General features: G+C 74.4%; 13 protein-coding genes and 1 pseudogene. 11 read left to right on the top strand and 3 right to left on the bottom strand.

The window, feature by feature from the left end:
- Positions 1 to 61: 61 nt before the first annotated feature.
- Entirely contained in the window at positions 62 to 1,666 is a 1,605-nt protein-coding gene (locus ACIF6L_RS06685; RefSeq protein WP_396486998.1) for an MFS transporter, read from the bottom strand.
- Positions 1,667 to 1,887: 221 nt separating this feature from the next.
- Here ACIF6L_RS06685 and ACIF6L_RS06680 point away from each other — a divergent pair, with 221 nt between their 5' ends.
- The 9 genes and pseudogenes from ACIF6L_RS06680 (at position 1,888) to ACIF6L_RS06640 (ending at position 13,416) form a co-directional block, all read left to right on the top strand.
- Positions 1,888 to 2,577, top strand: coding sequence for a TetR family transcriptional regulator (locus ACIF6L_RS06680; RefSeq protein ID WP_329487480.1), 690 nt, complete (start codon positions 1,888 to 1,890; stop codon positions 2,575 to 2,577).
- Positions 2,578 to 2,687: 110 nt separating this feature from the next.
- Positions 2,688 to 3,989 carry a sensor histidine kinase gene (locus ACIF6L_RS06675; protein WP_396486999.1) on the top strand — a complete coding sequence of 434 codons (1,302 nt, stop codon included), beginning with the start codon at positions 2,688 to 2,690 and terminating at the stop codon, positions 3,987 to 3,989.
- Complete coding sequence (locus tag ACIF6L_RS06670; protein WP_396487000.1) at positions 3,986 to 4,660, top strand: response regulator; 675 nt, start codon at positions 3,986 to 3,988, stop codon at positions 4,658 to 4,660. The genes ACIF6L_RS06675 and ACIF6L_RS06670 overlap by 4 nt, the downstream gene beginning before the upstream one ends.
- Positions 4,661 to 4,803: 143 nt before the next feature.
- Positions 4,804 to 5,876: pseudogene (locus ACIF6L_RS06665) on the top strand (alpha/beta hydrolase).
- 28 nt (positions 5,877 to 5,904) lie between these two features.
- The gene (locus ACIF6L_RS06660; RefSeq protein ID WP_396487001.1) at positions 5,905 to 7,131 is read left to right on the top strand and encodes an acyltransferase; all 1,227 of its coding nucleotides are present in this window, start codon (positions 5,905 to 5,907) and stop codon (positions 7,129 to 7,131) included.
- A 220-nt stretch (positions 7,132 to 7,351) separates the two neighbouring features.
- The gene (locus ACIF6L_RS06655) at positions 7,352 to 9,301 is read left to right on the top strand and encodes a galactose oxidase-like domain-containing protein (RefSeq protein ID WP_396487002.1); all 1,950 of its coding nucleotides are present in this window, start codon (positions 7,352 to 7,354) and stop codon (positions 9,299 to 9,301) included.
- Positions 9,302 to 9,337: 36 nt separating this feature from the next.
- Positions 9,338 to 11,629, top strand: a complete 2,292-nt coding sequence (locus tag ACIF6L_RS06650) for a Dyp-type peroxidase (protein ID WP_396487003.1) — start codon at positions 9,338 to 9,340, stop codon at positions 11,627 to 11,629.
- Positions 11,630 to 11,699: 70 nt separating this feature from the next.
- The gene (locus ACIF6L_RS06645; RefSeq protein ID WP_329487489.1) at positions 11,700 to 12,047 is read left to right on the top strand and encodes an MmcQ/YjbR family DNA-binding protein; all 348 of its coding nucleotides are present in this window, start codon (positions 11,700 to 11,702) and stop codon (positions 12,045 to 12,047) included.
- Positions 12,048 to 12,204: 157 nt separating this feature from the next.
- Positions 12,205 to 13,416, top strand: a complete 1,212-nt coding sequence (locus ACIF6L_RS06640; RefSeq protein WP_329487490.1) for an alpha/beta hydrolase — start codon at positions 12,205 to 12,207, stop codon at positions 13,414 to 13,416.
- 22 nt (positions 13,417 to 13,438) lie between these two features.
- On the opposite strand, the gene ACIF6L_RS06635 is transcribed toward ACIF6L_RS06640, so the two are convergent.
- On the bottom strand, positions 13,439 to 14,410 hold the full coding sequence (locus ACIF6L_RS06635; protein WP_329487491.1) for a YafY family protein: 972 nt from the start codon (positions 14,408 to 14,410) through the stop codon (positions 13,439 to 13,441).
- 101 nt (positions 14,411 to 14,511) lie between these two features.
- Between ACIF6L_RS06635 and ACIF6L_RS06630 the strand changes: the two genes are divergently transcribed.
- Complete coding sequence (locus ACIF6L_RS06630) at positions 14,512 to 15,090, top strand: TIGR03086 family metal-binding protein (protein ID WP_352289733.1); 579 nt, start codon at positions 14,512 to 14,514, stop codon at positions 15,088 to 15,090.
- A 50-nt stretch (positions 15,091 to 15,140) separates the two neighbouring features.
- Here ACIF6L_RS06630 and ACIF6L_RS06625 read toward each other — a convergent pair whose 3' ends face one another.
- Positions 15,141 to 15,650, bottom strand: a complete 510-nt coding sequence (locus ACIF6L_RS06625; protein ID WP_329487494.1) for a MerR family transcriptional regulator — start codon at positions 15,648 to 15,650, stop codon at positions 15,141 to 15,143.
- Between the two features lie 120 nt (positions 15,651 to 15,770).
- On the opposite strand from ACIF6L_RS06625, the gene ACIF6L_RS06620 reads away from it, so the two are divergent.
- Positions 15,771 to 16,604 (top strand): serine hydrolase domain-containing protein, encoded by an 834-nt coding sequence (locus ACIF6L_RS06620; RefSeq protein WP_329487495.1) that lies wholly within the window; start codon positions 15,771 to 15,773, stop codon positions 16,602 to 16,604.
- Positions 16,605 to 16,634 lie beyond the last annotated feature (30 nt).

Here is a 16,634-nt window from a genome sequence, read left to right as displayed (position 1 = left end):
AGCCGGTGGCCCCGGACTCCCTCGGGAGTCCGGGGCCACCGGCTTCGCGGTGCGCGGGCGGTCAGATGTGGACGGCCGGGCCGGCCTCGCCCTTGCCCCGGCGGGCGAGCAGCCCGAGCAGGGCGGCGGCGAAGGCCACCACGGACGCCACCGCGAAGGCGAGCGACATCCCGCTGAGGAAGGACTGGTGGACGGCGCCGGCCATCGCGTCGACCACCTCGGCCGGGGTCCCCTCCGGGGCGGGCGGGGCGAAGCCGAGCTGGGCCGCCTGCTTGAGGCCCTCGGCCTCGGCGCCCTGGACCGGCGGCAGGCCGGCCTCGGCCCACTTGCCGGGCAGCACGTCGCCGACCTTGGCGGCCATCAGGGCGCCCAGCGCCGCGGTGCCGAGGCTCCCGCCGACCTGCATCGCGGCCTGCTGGAGGCCGCCGGCCACGCCGGAGAGCTCCATCGGCGCGTTGCCGACGATCACCTCGGTGGCGCCGACCATGACCGGGCTCATGCCCAGGCCCATCAGGACGAACCACAGCGACATCACCCCGGCGCCGGAGCCCTCGTCCAGGGTGGACATCCCGAACATCGCCACGGTGGTGATCAGCATGCCGGCCACGATCGGGACCCGCGGGCCGAGCCGGCCGATGGCCAGCCCCGCCACCGGCGAGCCGATGATCATCATGCCGGTCATCGGCAGCAGGTGGACGCCGGCCTCGACCGGCGCCATCCCGTGGACGTTCTGCAGGTAGAAGGTCACGAAGAAGATCGCGCCGAAGAACGAGAAGGCCATCAGCACCATCAGCAGCGTGGCGGCCGACAGCGGGACGGAGCGGAACAGGCTGAGCGGGATCAGCGGCTCGCGGGCGACCCGCTGCCAGAGCGCGAAGGCCGTCATCAGGACCAGCGCGCCGCCCAGGAAGAGCAGGGTGCTGGTGTCGCCCCAGCCCCACTCGGGCGCCTTGATGATGCCGAAGACCAGCGCGAACATCGCCAGCGAGAGCAGCACGATGCCGGGGACGTCGAAGGATTTGGCCGCCCTCTCGGCCCGGACGTCCCGCAGGATCCAGATGCCGAGGGCCAGTGTGAGCAGGCCGACCGGGATGTTGATGAAGAACACCGACTGCCAGCTGACGTGCTCGACCAGCAGACCGCCGACGATCGGACCGGCCGCCGAGGACGCGCCGATCACCCCGCCCCAGATGCCGATCGCCATGTTGAGCTTCTCGACCGGGAAGGCCCCGCGCAGCAGGCCGAGCGCGGCCGGCTGGAGCAGCGCGCCGAACAGGCCCTGCAGGACGCGGCAGGCGATCACCGTCTCGATGTTGCCCGCGAAGGCGATCGCGGCCGAGGTGGCGGCGAAGCCGGCCGCGCCGACCAGGAAGGTCCGCTTGTGGCCGAAGCGGTCGCCGATCTTGCCTGCGGTGATCAGGAAGACCGCGAGGGCGAGCAGGTAACCGCTGGTCACCCACTGGATCTCGGACGGCGCGGCCTTGAGGTCGGCCTGGATGACGGGGTTCGCGATCGCGACGATCGTGCCGTCCAGCGCGACCATCATCACGCCGACGGCGACGGTCAGCAGGGTCAGCCAGGGATGCCCCTTCAGGCCGCCCCCGGAGGACGAGTCGGGCTGCGGCGGGTCGTCCGCCTTGGTGCTCTTGACGACGGACTGACTCATCTGGGGCCCTCCGGGGGCATGGCAGCGAACAGACGTGGTCGTGGCGCCCCGGGCCCACCCGTCCCCACGAGTTACCCGGCCTGGGGGCGCCACGCTCCGGAGATTATGTCAGCAGCTGACATTTGGCAAACTCTGCCTTGTTGCGGGGACTGACATTTGTCAGACCGCTACAGTTGTGCACCAGTACCCCCCTCCTCCTCGCCCTCCGGAAGGCCCCCGCCATGGCCGCTCAGCGCTCGCCCCTCGCCACCGCCCCGGCCCTCCGGCCGGCCGAGGGCGCCGGTCCCGGCCTGCGCGAGCGCAAGAAGCAGCGCACCCGGGACGCCCTGATCGAGGCCGCCCACCGGCTCTTCCTCAGCCAGGGGTTCGCCGGCACGACGGTGGACGAGATCGCCGCCGCCGTCGACGTCTCGCAGCGCACCTTCTTCCGCTACTTCGCCAACAAGGACGAGGTCGCCCTCGCCGTCATGGCCGACGCCGAGGACTACTTCATCGACCGGCTGCGGGCCCGCCCCGCCGAGGAGAACCCGCTGCAGGCACTGCGGGCCGCGATCGTCGAGTCCTGGCACGACCTCGGCTCCCGGCACCGGACCGGCCCGGGCTCGGTGACCAGCGCGCTGGAACTGATGCAGATGATCGAGGACACCCCCACACTGCTCGCCGCCCACCTGCGCCGGGTCACCGAGCAGGAGCGGGTGGTGGTCCAGGTGCTGGCCGCCCGCGAGGGCCTCGACCCGGCCGAGGACCTGCGCCCCACCGTGATGGCCGCGGTCTTCGGCAGCGTGCTGCGCGCGGCCCACCTGTCCTGGAGCGCCGACCACGAGGCGTCCGGCCTGGAGGGCATGATCGCGCTGATCACCCGTCACTTCGACCAGCTCGGCCCCGCCCTGGCCGGCGACTGGCGGCACTAGGACCCCGTCCGGGAGCGGCCCCGGCGGCCACCGGGTCATACCGGAGTACTACGGCGGAGTCCGGTCCCCGGTCCGACGCCCGTCGGCACGGGCCGCCCTAGGCTGACGGGATGATCGATCCGCCCACCGGGCCGGCCCGGGGCGGCCTGCTCCCCGGTCTGCTCGCCCCGCTCGCCCGCCCGTCCACCGACCACACCCCGCTGCTGGCCCACGCCGCCGCCCGCTGGGTCCGCTGGCTGCCGTACGTCCTCGCGCTGGCCGCGATCAGCTCCCTGCTGCCCAGCGCGACCAACGTCCTGGCCACCGACTACGGCCTCAACGTCGGCCTCGCGGCGGCCCTCTCGATCGCCCAGACCGTGCCGCTGCTGCTCGCCGTGAGCCGCCCGCTGCCCGCCTGGTGGATGATCGGCGCCGCCGACCTGCTGACCTCCCTGCTGATCCTCACCACCGGCCGGGACACCTCCTCCTCCTGGCCATGGCCGGCCCCCGGCGTGGTCGGCTACCTGCTGCTGATGCTGCCGCTCGCGCTGCGCGAACGGCGCCGCACCCTGCTCTCCGTCTGGCTGGCCACCACCGCCACGAGCCTCGCGCTGTCGCTGCTCGGCATCGGCGCGGACGTCGGCAGCGACAACAGCCTGCTCGCGGTGGCCCTGACCGGGGCCGTCCTGGTCCTGGGCGGCGCCCTGCGGGAACGGGCCGAGGCCCAGCGGCTGCTCGCCGAGCAGGAGCACATCAGCGAGGCCGAGCGCGAGCGCCGCACCCTGCTGGAGGAGCGCGCCCGGATCGCCCGCGAGCTGCACGACGTGGTCGCCCACCACATGTCGGTGATCGCCGTCCAGGCCGCCAGCGCCCCGTACCGGATCGCCGGCGTGCCGCCCGAGGCGGCCGAGGAGTTCGGCGCCATCGCCGGCACCGCCCGCGACTCGCTGTCCGAGATGCGGCGGCTGCTCGGGGTGCTGCGCAGCGAGGAGTCCGGCACCGAGAAGGCGCCCCAGCCCGGGATCGCGCACTTGGCCCAGCTGGTCGAGACGGTCGGCCGGGCCGGGGTGCCGGCCGAGCTGGCGGTACTCCCGGAGCTGGTCGACGCCCTGCCGCAGGCCGTCGACCTCTCCGTCTACCGGATCGTCCAGGAGGCGCTGGCCAACGTCGTCCGGCACGCGCCCGGCGCCGAGGCCTGGGTGTCGCTGGCCGTCGACGGCCCGGCCCTGCTGGTCACCGTGGTGAACGGAGCCCCGCCCGCGCGCGCCGCGTCGCTGGAGGCCGCCGCCGAGGGGACCGGTCACGGGCTGGTCGGCATGCGGGAACGCGTGCGGCTGCTGGATGGGAAGCTGGACACCGGCCCGCTGCCCGACGGCGGCTTCAAGGTGGCCGCCGTCCTGCCGATCGACACCCCCCGGGAGCCCGCCGCATGACCATCCGCGTGATCATCGTCGACGACCAGGCGATGGTGCGGGCGGGCTTCGCCGCCCTGCTCGGCGTCCAGAGCGACATCGACGTGGTGGGCGACGCGGCGGACGGCGCGCAGGCCCTGGAGGTCTGCGGCCGCACCCACCCCGACGTCGTGCTGATGGACGTCCGGATGCCCGTGATGAACGGCCTGGAGGCGGCCCGCCGGCTGCTCGACCCGGCCGTCCCCGGGGCCCACCGGCCGAAGGTGCTGATGCTGACCACCTTCGACGTGGACGACTACGTGTACGAGGCGCTGCGAGCCGGGGCCAGCGGCTTCCTGCTCAAGGACGCGCCCCCCGCCGACCTGATCGCCGCCGTGCGGGTGGTGGCGGCCGGCGACGCGCTGCTCGCCCCCTCGGTCACCCGCCGGCTGATCGAGGACTTCGCCCGAACCAGGCCGGCCCGGCGCCGCGACCCCAAGCTGCGGTTGAACGGCCTGACCCCCCGGGAGACCGAGGTGCTGGAGCTGATCGCCCGCGGTCTGTCCAACCAGGAGATCGCCGCCGGCCTGGTGCTCGCCGAACAGACCGTCAAGACCCACATCGGCCGGATCCTCGCCAAGCTCGACCTGCGTGACCGCGCCCAGGCGGTGGTCCTGGCCTACGAGTCCGGCCTGGTGACGCCGGGTCAGTGAGCGGCCCGGCCCCGGCCGGTCCCGTTCCCCTCCTGCTACCCGGGTAGTACCCGGGAGTTGGCCCCGCGGAGTGACGTCCGCGGGGCCGCCGCGTTTCTACCTTCCTCTCCGTCGACACCCGACGGACAAGGGAGAACACGCACATGCGGCAGCCTCGCACCGAGCACCGACCCCGGCCCCGGCGCTTCGCCCGCACGGTCGCCGCCGCCGCGGTCGCCCTGGCCGCCGTACTGGGCGCCGGGGGCTGGGCCTGCGACACCCAGCACCCGGTCACCGGCCCACCGCCCGGCACCGCCGGCTGGGTCGCCGACACCACCCTCGGCCTCCGGCTGCCCGACCCGGCCACCGCCTCCCCCGCCGCGGTGGCCGCCTTCTTCGCCGAACTGCCGACCGCCCGTCAGGACGCGCTGGCCGTCCGCCACCCGCTGGTGGTCGGCAACCTCGACGGCGCCCCCGTCGGCCTCCGCTACCGGGCCAACGCCCTGGCCCTGGCCGAGGAGCGCGGCCGCGAACTCGCCCGCGCCGCCGACCCGGCGCTCACCCCGCAGGACCGCACCACCGCCCGCGAACGCGCCGAGCGCTACCGCACCCTGCTGGACGGCGACCGGCGGATCCTCGCCTTCGACCCGCGCGGACGCGGCCAGGTCGCCGAAGTCCTCGGCGACCTGGCCACCGCACCCCGGCCGGGATGGCCCGCGCCCTGTACGAGGCCACCGGCCGGCAGACCGCCGTGATCGCCTGGGCCGGCTACACCACCCCGGTCGGCCTCGGCCCGGACGCCGCCACCGAGACCCTCGCCCGGGCCGGCGCCCGGCGGCTCACCCGGCTGCTGGACGGGCTCGCCGTCACCACCCGGCCGGCCGCGCCCGCCACGGTGTTCTGCCACAGCTACGGCTCGGTGGTCTGCGGCCTGGCCCGCCCCGGGCCGGAGCAGGCCGCCGCCCTGGTGGTGCTCGGCTCCCCCGGCATGGGCGTCGGCTCGGCTGCCGACCTCGACCCCCGGGTGCCGCTCTGGGCCACCCGGCGCAACGGCTCCGACTGGATCGGCGACGTGCCCAACGTCTCGCTCCTCGGCCTCGGCCACGGCGCCGATCCGACCGGTCCCGCGTTCGGCGCCCGCCCGCTGCCCGCCACCGGATCCCACGGCCACACCGGCTACTTCACCCCGGGCACCGCCTCGCTCGCCGCCTACGCCGCCCTCGCGCTCGGCCGCTGAGCCCCACCACCTCCCGAGGAGCAACGCCATGCCCCACCCACTGACCGCCCTGCGCCGCGCCGCGCACCAGGTCGACACCCGCACCCCCGAGACCCGCGACCGCGCCCTGGACGGGCTGCGCGCCCTCGCCCTGCTCGCCGTCCCCGTCGGCCACTGGCTGCTCGGCGGCTTCACCCTCTCCGCCGACGGCGCCCTGCACAACGCCAGCCCGCTCGGCTCGCTCGGCTTCCTCGCCCCGGCCAGCTGGGTGCTCCAGATGCTCGGAGTGTTCTTCCTGGTCGGCGGCCACTCCTCGGTCCGCTCGCTGGAGCGGGCCCGCGCCCGCGGGGTGGGCCACGCCGGCTGGCTGCGGGCCCGCTCGGTGCGGCTGCTGCGCCCGGTCCTCGGGGTGGCGGCGGTCTGGGCGCTGCTGATCCCGGTGCTGGGCCGGCTCGGCGTCCCCGGCGACACCGTCCGGACCGGCTCGGTGCTGGTGGTGCAGCCGCTCTGGTACATCGGCGTCTACCTGGGGCTGACCGCGCTGACCCCGCTCTGCGTGGCCGCCGCCCGGCGGCTGCGCGGCTGGTCGGCGGGCGTCCTGGCGGCCGTGGTCGCGGTGGTCGACCTGCTGCGCTACGGCCCGTGGGCGGACGCGGCGCCGTCCTGGGTCGGGCTGCTGAACATCCTGCCGGGCTGGCTCTTCGGCTATCAGCTGGGCGTGCTCTGGGCCCACGGGCGGCTCGGCCGTCCGGCCGCGCGCCTGCTGCTGCTCGGCGGCGGCGCGCTGTTCACCGCGCTGCTGCTGGTCTTCCACTACCCCGCCAGCATGGTCGGCGTGCCCGGCGCCGGGCGGACCAACTCGCACCCGCCGTCCCTGCTGGTCCTGGCACTGGCGGCGGTGCAGATCGGCGCCGCGGTGCTGCTGCGCGAGCGGCTCGGCCGGCTGCTGCGCCGCCCGCTGCTCTGGCTGCCGGTGGTGGCGGTCAACCTCTCGGCGATGACGATCTTCTGCTGGCACCAGAGCGCGATGCTGGCCGTCGCGGTACCGGGCGCGGCCGTCCTCGGCACCGTGCCCGGCCTGACCGGCGCCCCGGACTCGCTGGCCTGGGCGGCCGCCCGGGTGGCGCTGCTACCGCTGTTCGGCGCCGTCCTGGTCGCGATCGGGTGGTTCACCCGCCGCTTCGACGGCCCCTGGACGGCGTTCTCCCGCCCCTGGAAGACGGTGGCCGGCGCCGCCGCGGCGCTGTTCGCCGCGTACGCGCTGGGCGTGGTGTGAGCCGGTCGGCGCAGCCGGGGAACTGACGGGACGTGAGCCGCACGGGCCCACGCCCCGTCCGTCGGCGACACGCACCCGGCCAGAGGATGGATCCGCATGCGAACCGACACGCACTGTGATGTCCTGTGACGGTCGGCGACGATCGGTCGTCCCCGCCCGCCCACGGCCGGGCCGTCCGCACCCGCCGGCTTCTCCCCCACACCCCCGTCCGAGGAGTCCCATGTCCCTGTCCCGACCACGGCCGAGATCCGGCCGCCGGCTCGCCGCCGTCGCCACCGCCGTCGTCTGCGCGCTGACCACCGGCACCGTCCTGACCGCCGCCACCCCCGCCGTCGCCCTGGTCCTCGCCCACGGCGGCGGCCACGACGAGGCCGCGGTCCCGGCCGACACCGCCCCGCACATCACCGCGCCCCGGGTGCTGGCCGAGATGCGCGACGACGAGGTCGCCGCGCTCGGCCCGGAGCACGCCGAGGAGCACGCCCGGATGCGCGCGGCCGTCCGCGGCGTCGGCGACTACCCGCAGACCACCCGGACCAACCGGCTGAAGGCGCTGACGGACTCCCAGACCGCCGCCAACGCCGGCTTCGACCCGGCGACCTTCGGCGCGTTCAAGGCGTACTTCCCCTCCCCCGACTTCGGCGACCACATCGCCCTGCTACCGACCGGCAAGGTGCTGCTGTTCTCCTTCGAACGGATCGAGACCAACCCGGAGAAGGAGCCGGCCCCCACCCAGACCATCGGCCGGGAGAACGCCGGCCGGGCCTTCCTCTGGGACCCGGCCAAGGGCACCGGCACCGCCGCCTTCAAGCAGGTCACGCCGCCGGTCGTCGACATGCCGGACGGCCTCGGCCAGGAGCGCCCGGCGCCGTTCTTCTGCGCCGGGCACTCCTACCTGCCCAACGGCATGCTGGGCGTCTTCGGCGGCAACCTGGGCGGCAACGGCGGCACCGGTGCCAAGCTCTCGCTGATCTTCGACCCGTGGACCGAGACCTGGACCCGCAACCCCGACATGTCGGTCGGCCGCTGGTACCCCTCGGTGGTCACCGGCGCCGACGGCCGGCAGCTGATCATGTCCGGCCAGTCCGAGCTCGGCTGGGGCACCCCGACCCCGGTCGTCGAGCGCTTCCCCGCCAAGGGCCACCCGGTGCCGCACCTGAAGACCGAGACGCCGAGGAACACCCCGGTGGACCGGTTCAAGGCGGACGCGCCGTTCACCCTGGACTACCCGCACCTGTTCTCGCTCAACGACGGCAACATCTACGGCTTCGGCCGCCAGGCCGCCGAGCAGTGGAAGTTCGACCCGGTCAACGAGACCCGCAGCGACCTGACCGCCCGCCCGGACGGCCGCAAGCGCAACTACGGCTCGGCCGTCATGCTGCCCGGCGGCGTCAACGGCCCGGACTCCGCCCTCGTCCTCGGCGGGGACCGCGACAACCCGAGCACCCTGCGCTTCTCCAACGGCAGTTGGACCGCCGAGAAGTCCCGCGCCTTCGGCCGCACCCAGGACGACACCATCCTGCTGCCCGACGGCAAGCTGATGACCGTCAACGGCGCCTACGACATCCGGGACTACGGCAACGGCCCCTACAACCCGAACGCCGACCTCAAGTACCGCCAGGTCGAACTCCGCGACGACCAGGGCAACTGGAAGCTCGGCCCGGTCCAGCGGCTGCCGCGCGGCTACCACTCCAACGCCGTCGTGCTGCCCGACGGACGGGTCATGGTGACCGGCGACGAGCTGCAGCAGATCGCCAACAACCCGGACATCGACGGCACGGTGAGCGGCATCCCCGGCACGACCGGACCCGTCACCATGAACGGCACCATCGAGATCTACGAGCCCGCCTACCTGCACCAGGCCGACCGCCCCTCGCTCGACCGGGGGCCCACCTCCCCGGTCGGCTACGACAAGAAGTTCCTGGTCACCACCTCGACCCCGGAACGGGCCGCCAAGGCCGTCCTGCTGGCGCCGACCACCGCCACCCACTCGGTCAACACCAGCCAGCGCCAGATCGAACTGCGGCTCAGCAGCCGGGCCGGCAACCGGCTGGAGTTCCAGGCGCCGCCGGACGCCAAGGCCGCGCCCCCCGGCTGGTACATGCTCTTCCTGCTCAACGACAAGGGCGTGCCCAGCGTCGCGCAGTGGGTGCAGCTCGGCTCCCCGGCCTGATCCCGGCCTCCCCCACCCACCCCACGGAGGAACCCCATGGCAACGGATCTGAGACTGCGCCGGAGCGAGGAGATCCAGGGCGACATCGTCGCCGGCTTCAAGAAGGACAACGTCACCCTGCTGTTCCTGAAGTTCGAGGACGCCGCCAGGGCCCGCGACTGGCTGCGCGCGCTCGCCCCGCAGATCGCCACCACCCGGCAGGTCGCCGAGTTCAACGCGGCGTTCAGCGAGGCCCGCAAGAGCTCGGGCGGCGACGACCCCAAGACCCTCAAGGCCACCTGGCTGGGCCTCAGCCTCACCTACGAGGGCATGCGCCAGCTCTCCGCCACCGACCCGTTCGAACAGGCCCCGCCGGTCGGCAGCGGCCTGGAGGCGTTCAAGGAGGGCTCGGCCAAGCGGGCCGGCGCGCTCGGTGACACCGGCGACAACTCCCCGGAGAACTGGCTCTTCGGCAACGGCAGGAACCAGCAGGTGCACGCCGTGCTGACGATCGCCTCGGACACCGAGCAGGACCTCGCCGCCACCGTCACCGCCCAGCGCGAGGCGGCCGCCGAGGCGAAGATCGTCACCATCTTCCAGCAGAACGCCAAGACCCTGCTCGGCAGCCGCCGCGGCAAGGAGCACTTCGGCTTCAAGGACGGCATCAGCGAGCCCGGCGTCCGCTTCTTCGACCCGCCGAACCCGGCGAACGAGGAGGAGGTCGAGGGCCACCCGGGCACCCGGATCATTCCGGCCGGCGAGTTCGTCGTCGGCGAGCAGCCCGCCCCCGGCAGCTTCACCGACTTCCCCGCGTGGGCCCGAGACGGCTCCTTCCAGGTCGTCCGCCGGCTCTCCCAGGACGTCCCCGGCTGGTGGTCGCAGGTCTCGGTCAAGCTGAAGGAGCTCAAGCAGGCCAAGGCCGTCCCGGACACCGCCACCGCCGAGTGGCTGGCCGCCCGGCTGGTCGGCCGCTGGCGCTCCGGGGCGCCGGTCTGCAAGCACCAGGACCGCGACGTCCCGAACGACCCGAAGGCGTCCTCGGACAACGACTTCGACTTCCGGGACGACCTGGAGGGCCTGGTCACCCCGCTCTTCTCGCACCTGCGCAAGTCCAGCCCGCGGGCCGGGCTGCAGGCCCCCGACCCGAGCCGGCCGCCGTTCGACGCCAAGGAGCTCGACGGCCGGCGGATCATGCGGCGCGGCGCGCCCTACGGGTTCCCGTTCGACCCGGCCTCCGAGGGCCCCGGCGGGCCCGACGACCCGCGCGGCCTGCTCTTCGTCTGCTACCAGGCCGACATCGCCCGGCAGTTCGAGTTCATCCAGGCCGACTGGATCGACCAGCCGGACTTCCCGCCCGGCCGCAACCCCGTCCCCGGCAAGGACCCGGTGATCACCGAGGCCGACGACGTCGACTTCGAGAGCCGCGGCCCGGACGGCGCGATCAAGCACACCCCGCTGCACTTCCAGCAGTTCGTGCAGACCCAGGGCTCGGTGTACGCCTTCGCGCCGTCCATCAGCACCCTCAAGGCGCTCGCCGAGGGGCGGCTCACCGGGCAGTCGCAGGGCCGGCAGGGCGACCAGACCTCCTCGCGGCAGGACAGGGGCTACCCGTGCGACGACTTCGTCGCCGTCCCGGACCAGTGGCGCAAGGGCGGCCGGAGCCAGTTCTGGGCGTTCCACGGCCCGCAGTGCCGCCGGATCGCGGTCGAGGACGGCGCCGCGCACACCGACCACCCGGTCGAGCGCGACGCCGCGCTGACCACCTGGCCCTGCCTGCGGGGGGTCGAGCGGATCGACTGCGTCCTGCCGATGGCCGATCTGCAGAACCCGGCCGGCAAGAGCTGGTACTGGGTGTTCCACACCACCGGCGGCCGCCAGCAGTACCGGTCCGTCTCGATCACCTGCGGCGGCGGGACGTACACCGACGCCCTGGAGCGCCCGGACCGCGGCCTCTCGGCCTGGAACTCGCTCGTCGGCGTCGAGCGGATGGACTGCTTCCTCCCGGTGCCCGACCAGCAGCGGGTCGGCGGCAAGAGCTGGTACTGGGCGTTCCACACCACCGGCGGCCGCCAGCGGTACCGGCTGATCTCGGTGGCGGACGGCGCCGCGCACACCGACGTCTGCGAGCGCACCGACCGTGAACTCTCGCGGTGGAGTTCGCTGGACGGCATCACCGAGGTGGACTGCTTCCTGCCGGTGCCCGATGTCCAGCGGGTCGGCGGCCGCAGCGAGTACTGGGTGTTCCACGGCGAGAACTACCGCAAGATCTCGGTGGCCGACGGCAGCGGCCACCCGGACCGCAAGATCGCCGACGACCGCTCGTGCGACGGCTGGGCCTCCCTGGTCTGAGCCGGTCACCGCGCCCCGGCCGCGACGCGTGCCGGGGCGCGGTGTCGGTCCACTGCCCTACGCTGCCGCCATGGTGACGTTCGATGAGTTCCGCGCGATGGCGCTCGCCCTGCCGGAGGCCGTGCAGCAGCCGACCTGGGAGATCGAGACCCTGCGGGTCCGCACGAAGATCTTCGCGATGGGCTCGCCGGACGGCACCGGCGTCAGCGTCAAGGCCTCCCCGGAGGACCAGAGCGAGCTGCTCGCCGCCGCGCCCGAGGTGTTCTCCTACCCCCCGTACGTCGGGCGGCACGGCTGGGTCGGTGTCCGGCTCGACCTGGTCGACCCGGAGGAGCTGCGCGAGCTGCTCACCGAAGCCTGGCGCCGCACCGCTCCCAAGCGCATGGTCAGGGAGTTCGACGCGGCGCAGGACCGGTGACGCCGAAAGGACACCGCCGGTTCATGTGATCCATCCCACAGTTTGAGCGGGCCCGACACTGCGCCACGCCCCCTACGCTTACCCAGGGAAGTTGGCAGTCGTACCACCTCCGGGCCCCGCCCGCAGAACGGTCACGGGCCCCTAGGGAGTTGACGCGATGCGCCGTCGGCGGTGGAAGCGTGTACTGATCGGTGCCTTCGCCGGATGCGCCGTGCTGGCCGACGCCGGCGCCGCCGCGGCCCAGGCCGCCGCGTCCACCGAGCAGTTGGCGATCTCCACCCCCCCGGCCGGCAGCGCCGCCTGGGTCGAGGACCACTCCTTCGACCGCACCCTGCCCGATCCGGCCCTCACCACGCCGGCCGCCGCCGCCGACTTCTTCGCCTCGCTGGCGCCCACCGAGCTGGACCGGCTGATCCAGGACTACCCGCTGGTCGTCGGCAACTTCGACGGCGCCCCGGTCGAGCTGCGCTACCGCGCCAACCGGATCGCCCTCACCGCCGAGCGGGACCGCGCCCGGGCCCGCGCCGCCGACCGGACCCTCGACTCCGACCTGCGCGCGCTCGCCGTCTCCCGCGCCAACGACGTCGAGCACCTGCTCGCCCCCGAGCGCCAGGTGCTCGCCTTCGACCCGCGCGGCCGCGGCCTGGTCAGCGAGGTCTGGGGGGACCTCACCGACGCCGACCGGATCTCCGTCCTCGTGCCCGGCTCCGACGCCGACCTCGGCCACTTCGACCAGGCCGCCGACCCGCTGCGGTCCCCCGCCGGGATGGCCCGCGCGCTGTACGCCGAGGAGCGGCGGCAGTCGCCCGGTACCCGGACCGCGGTGATCGCCTGGACCGGCTACGTCACGCCCTCCGGCCTCGGCCCGGACGCCGTCACCTCCCGGCTCGCCGATGTCGGCGCGCCCCGGCTGGAACGGCTGCTCGCCGGCCTCAAGGAGACCACCCGGCCCGACGCGCCGCCGTCGCTGCTCTGCCACTCCTACGGCTCGGTGGTCTGCGGCACCGCCGCCCCCGAGATCCCCCGGGCGGCCGCCTCGCCGTCCGACACCTCCGGGATCACCGACCTGATGGTGTTCGGCAGCCCGGGCATGGGCGTGCAGAGCACCTCCGAACTGGGCGCCGGCGTACACGTCTGGGCCACCCGCAACGGCAGCGACTGGATCGGCAACGTGCCGTACCTGGAGGTCGGCGGGCTCGGCCACGGCGCCGACCCGACCTCGGCCGAGTTCGGCGCCGAGCAGATCTCCTCGGCCCGCTCCTCCGGCCACAACGGCTACTTCACCGAGGGCACCGACAGCCTGCACAACTTCGCGGCCATCTCGCTCGGCCACTACGAGGACGTGGTCCGGCCCGCTCCCGAGGCCTGACGGCCGCTCGGCCCCACCCCGGTCACTCCTGGTAGAGCCGGACCGCCTCGACGGCGGCCCGGGCCAGCTCCCGCCGGGCGGCCGGCGGCGCGAGCACCTCGGCGTCCGGCCCGAAGGAGAGCAGCGCGCGGACGGCCGGCAGCGCCGGGAAGCCCATCGCCAGCTCGACCCACTCGTCCGGGGCGCCCGCGCCCGACTCCGGCGGCGGCGCGGTGAGCCGGCTGCCGTGGATCCGGACGAACAGGTCCAGCCGCCCGCGCCGCACCCGGACCTTCACCAGCACCTCCTTCGGCAGCCGCTCCACCTGCTCGCGCAGCACCGCCCACACCTCGCCGAGCCCCAGCCCCGGGCGCCGGCGCACCGGCTCCTCGGTGGCCTCGGCCGCCAGCACCCGGTCGGCCCGGAACAGCCGGGGCTCACCGCGCAGATCGGCCACCAGGTACCAGACGGCGGCCTTGCTCACCAGGCCGTAGGGGTCGACGGTGTACTCGGCCGGGGCCGGCGCGCCGCTGTGCCGGTAGCGCAGCCGCAGCCGGCGGTCGGCGAAGACGGCGTACTGCAGCTCGCCGAGGTCGGGCCCGGCGGGTGCGCCGGCCTGGAGCCAGCGGGCCGGGTCCACCAGGATCCGCTCGCTGATCCGCTCGGCGGCCGGGCGGTGCGGGGCGGGCAGCGCGGCCATCACCTTGCGCAGCGCGGAGCCGAGCGCGCCGTCGAGCCCGAGATCGCTGTGCGCGCCCTGGGCGGAGAGCACGAACAGCGCCCGGGCCTCGTCGGCGGTCAGGCCGCTGACGTCGGTGCGGTATCCGGGCAGCAGGGCGATCCCGCCGTGCCGGCCCCGCTCGGTGTACACCGGGACGCCGGCCGACGAGAGCGCCTCGACGTCGCGGTAGATGGTGCGGACCGACACCTCCAGGCGCTCGGCCAGTTCGGTGGCGGACACCAGGCCGCGGGTCTGGAGCAACAGCAGGATCGAGAGCAGGCGGTCGGCCTTCATGGCACGAGGGTTCCAGAAACCCTGACGGCAGTTGTCAGGTTTTACCGGGAGATTGCCTCCCGAGAGCCGAAACCCCTTCCACTCGACGGAGCCGATCACCGATGGACACCACCCAGGACCCCCGCCCGCAGTACCTGCTCGCGCTCGGCCAGCTGGAGAAGCTGATCGCCGAGGTGACCCCGGAGGCGCTGGACCGCCCCACCCCGTGCCCCGAGTACGACCTGCGACAGCTGCTCAGCCACGTGGTCGGCGGCGTGCACCGGCTCGCCTACATCGGCGAGGGCGGCCGGGCGGAGGACGTCGTGGCGGCCACCGGCGAGCTGGCCGACGACGCCTGGCCGGCCGCCCTCGACCGGGCCCGCGCCCGGGCCGTCGCCGCCTGGGCGGACGACGCGAAGCTGGACCGCCCCGCCGTCGCCCCCTGGGGCGAGGTGCCCGGCCGGGCCGCGCTGGGCGGCTACGTGATGGAGACGGTCACCCACTCCTGGGACATCGCCCAAGCGCTCGGCAGCCGGCTCGCCCTGGACGAGCGGTTGGCGCTGACCGCGCTGGCGGTCGCCGAGGCCGTGCTGTCGCCCGAGTACCGCGGCGGCCCGGTGCCGTTCGCCGCCGTGCAGCCCGTGCCGGACGGCGCCGACACCTATACCCGGCTGGCCGCCTGGACGGGCCGCGCGGTCTGAACCCCCGCACCGGGCGGGCGGTTCGCGGTCGGCCGGCGGGCAGGGGCGGGTCAGGCGCTCCGCTTCCTCCCCCGCGGGCCGTCCGCCGGGTCCGGGGCGTCCTCGGGGGCGCCGCGGTCGGCGATCATTCCGGCGTACAGGTCGATCTTGTAGTCGATGACGGCGAGGGTGGCGTGCAGGTCGGCGATCCGCTGCCGGACCTCCTCGCGGTGGGCGAGCAGCAGCCCGCGCCGGTCCTCCAGGGTCCGCTCGCCGCGGCGGGCCAGCTCCACGTACCGGAGCATGTCGGCGACCGTCATGCCGGTCAGCCGGAGCCGGCCGAGGAAGGCCAGCCGGTGCAGGTCGGCGTCGCAGTAGCGGCGCTGGCCGGAGGCGGAGCGGTCGACCGGGTCGAGCAGGCCGATCCGCTCGTACCAGCGCAGGGTGTGGGCGGTCAGTCCGCTGGCCGCCGCCACCTCGCTGATCGTGTGCCGAGGAGTCCGGTTCGGCTCGCCGACCGGTGTGCTGAACACCTCGGAGCAGGTCCGCAGGTCGACGGCGACCGGTGCGAGTGTGGCCATGATCGGTACCCCCAGTGGTGAACGATGACGACGACGCTAGTGAGTTGGAGCGCACTCCAGGCAAGCCTGCCACCCGGGTGACCCGGCACCCGCCGTCGGCCGCCCGTTAGAGTCGGCGCCATGGAGAGCTTGCGGATGATCGAGACCTGGCCGGTGCCCAACGCCGCGGCAGCGGTGGTGCGGGGCGCGGACGGCGCGGTCCTGGGCGGGCACGGCCCGCGGCAGCACCTGTTCCCGCTCGCGTCGGTGACCAAGCTGCTCACCTCGTACGCGGTGCTGGTCGCGGTCGAGGAGGGCGTCTTCGAGCTGGACGACCCGGCCGGGCCGGCCGGCTCGACCGTCCGCCACCTGCTGGCGCACACCTCCGGGCTGGCCTTCGACGAGCACCGGGTGATGGCCGCGCCGGGCAACCGCCGGCTCTACTCCAACGCCGGGTTCGACGTACTGGCGCGGACCCTCCAGGAGGCCTCGGGCATCGAGTTCGGCCGCTACGCCGCCGAGGCCGTGTTCGAACCGCTCGGGATGCACTCCACGCTGATCAACACCGCGCACAAGTCCCCGGCCGGCGCCGGCGGCCTCTCCACGGTGGCGGACCTCTCGCTGTTCGCGGCCGAGCTGCAGTCGCCCAAGCTGCTGGACCCGTCCACCCTGCGCGCGGCCACCCGCGAGGTCGCCTTCCCCGGGACGAGCGGCGTGCTGCCCGGCTTCGGCCACCGCCGGCCGAACGACTGGGGCCTCGGCTTCGAGATCCGGGACGGCAAGGCGCCGCACTGGACGGGCACCGCCAACTCCCCCGCCACCTTCGGCCACTTCGGCCAGTCCGGCACCTTCCTCTGGGTGGACCCGGAGGCCGGCGTGGCCTGCGTCGCGCTCACCGACCGGGACTTCGGGCCGTGGGCCGCCGAGGTCTGGCCGGCGCTCGGCGACGCGGTGCTGGCCGAGCTGCGCGGCTGAGCCCGGCGGGCCCGGTCGGCGGCGCGCCGA

This window comes from Kitasatospora sp. NPDC086009, from assembly GCF_044540385.1.
In the GTDB taxonomy this organism is placed as follows: Bacteria; Actinomycetota; Actinomycetes; order Streptomycetales; family Streptomycetaceae; genus Kitasatospora.
Note: the sequence above shows the minus strand (reverse complement) of the source record. Positions and strands in the feature narration are given on the sequence as shown.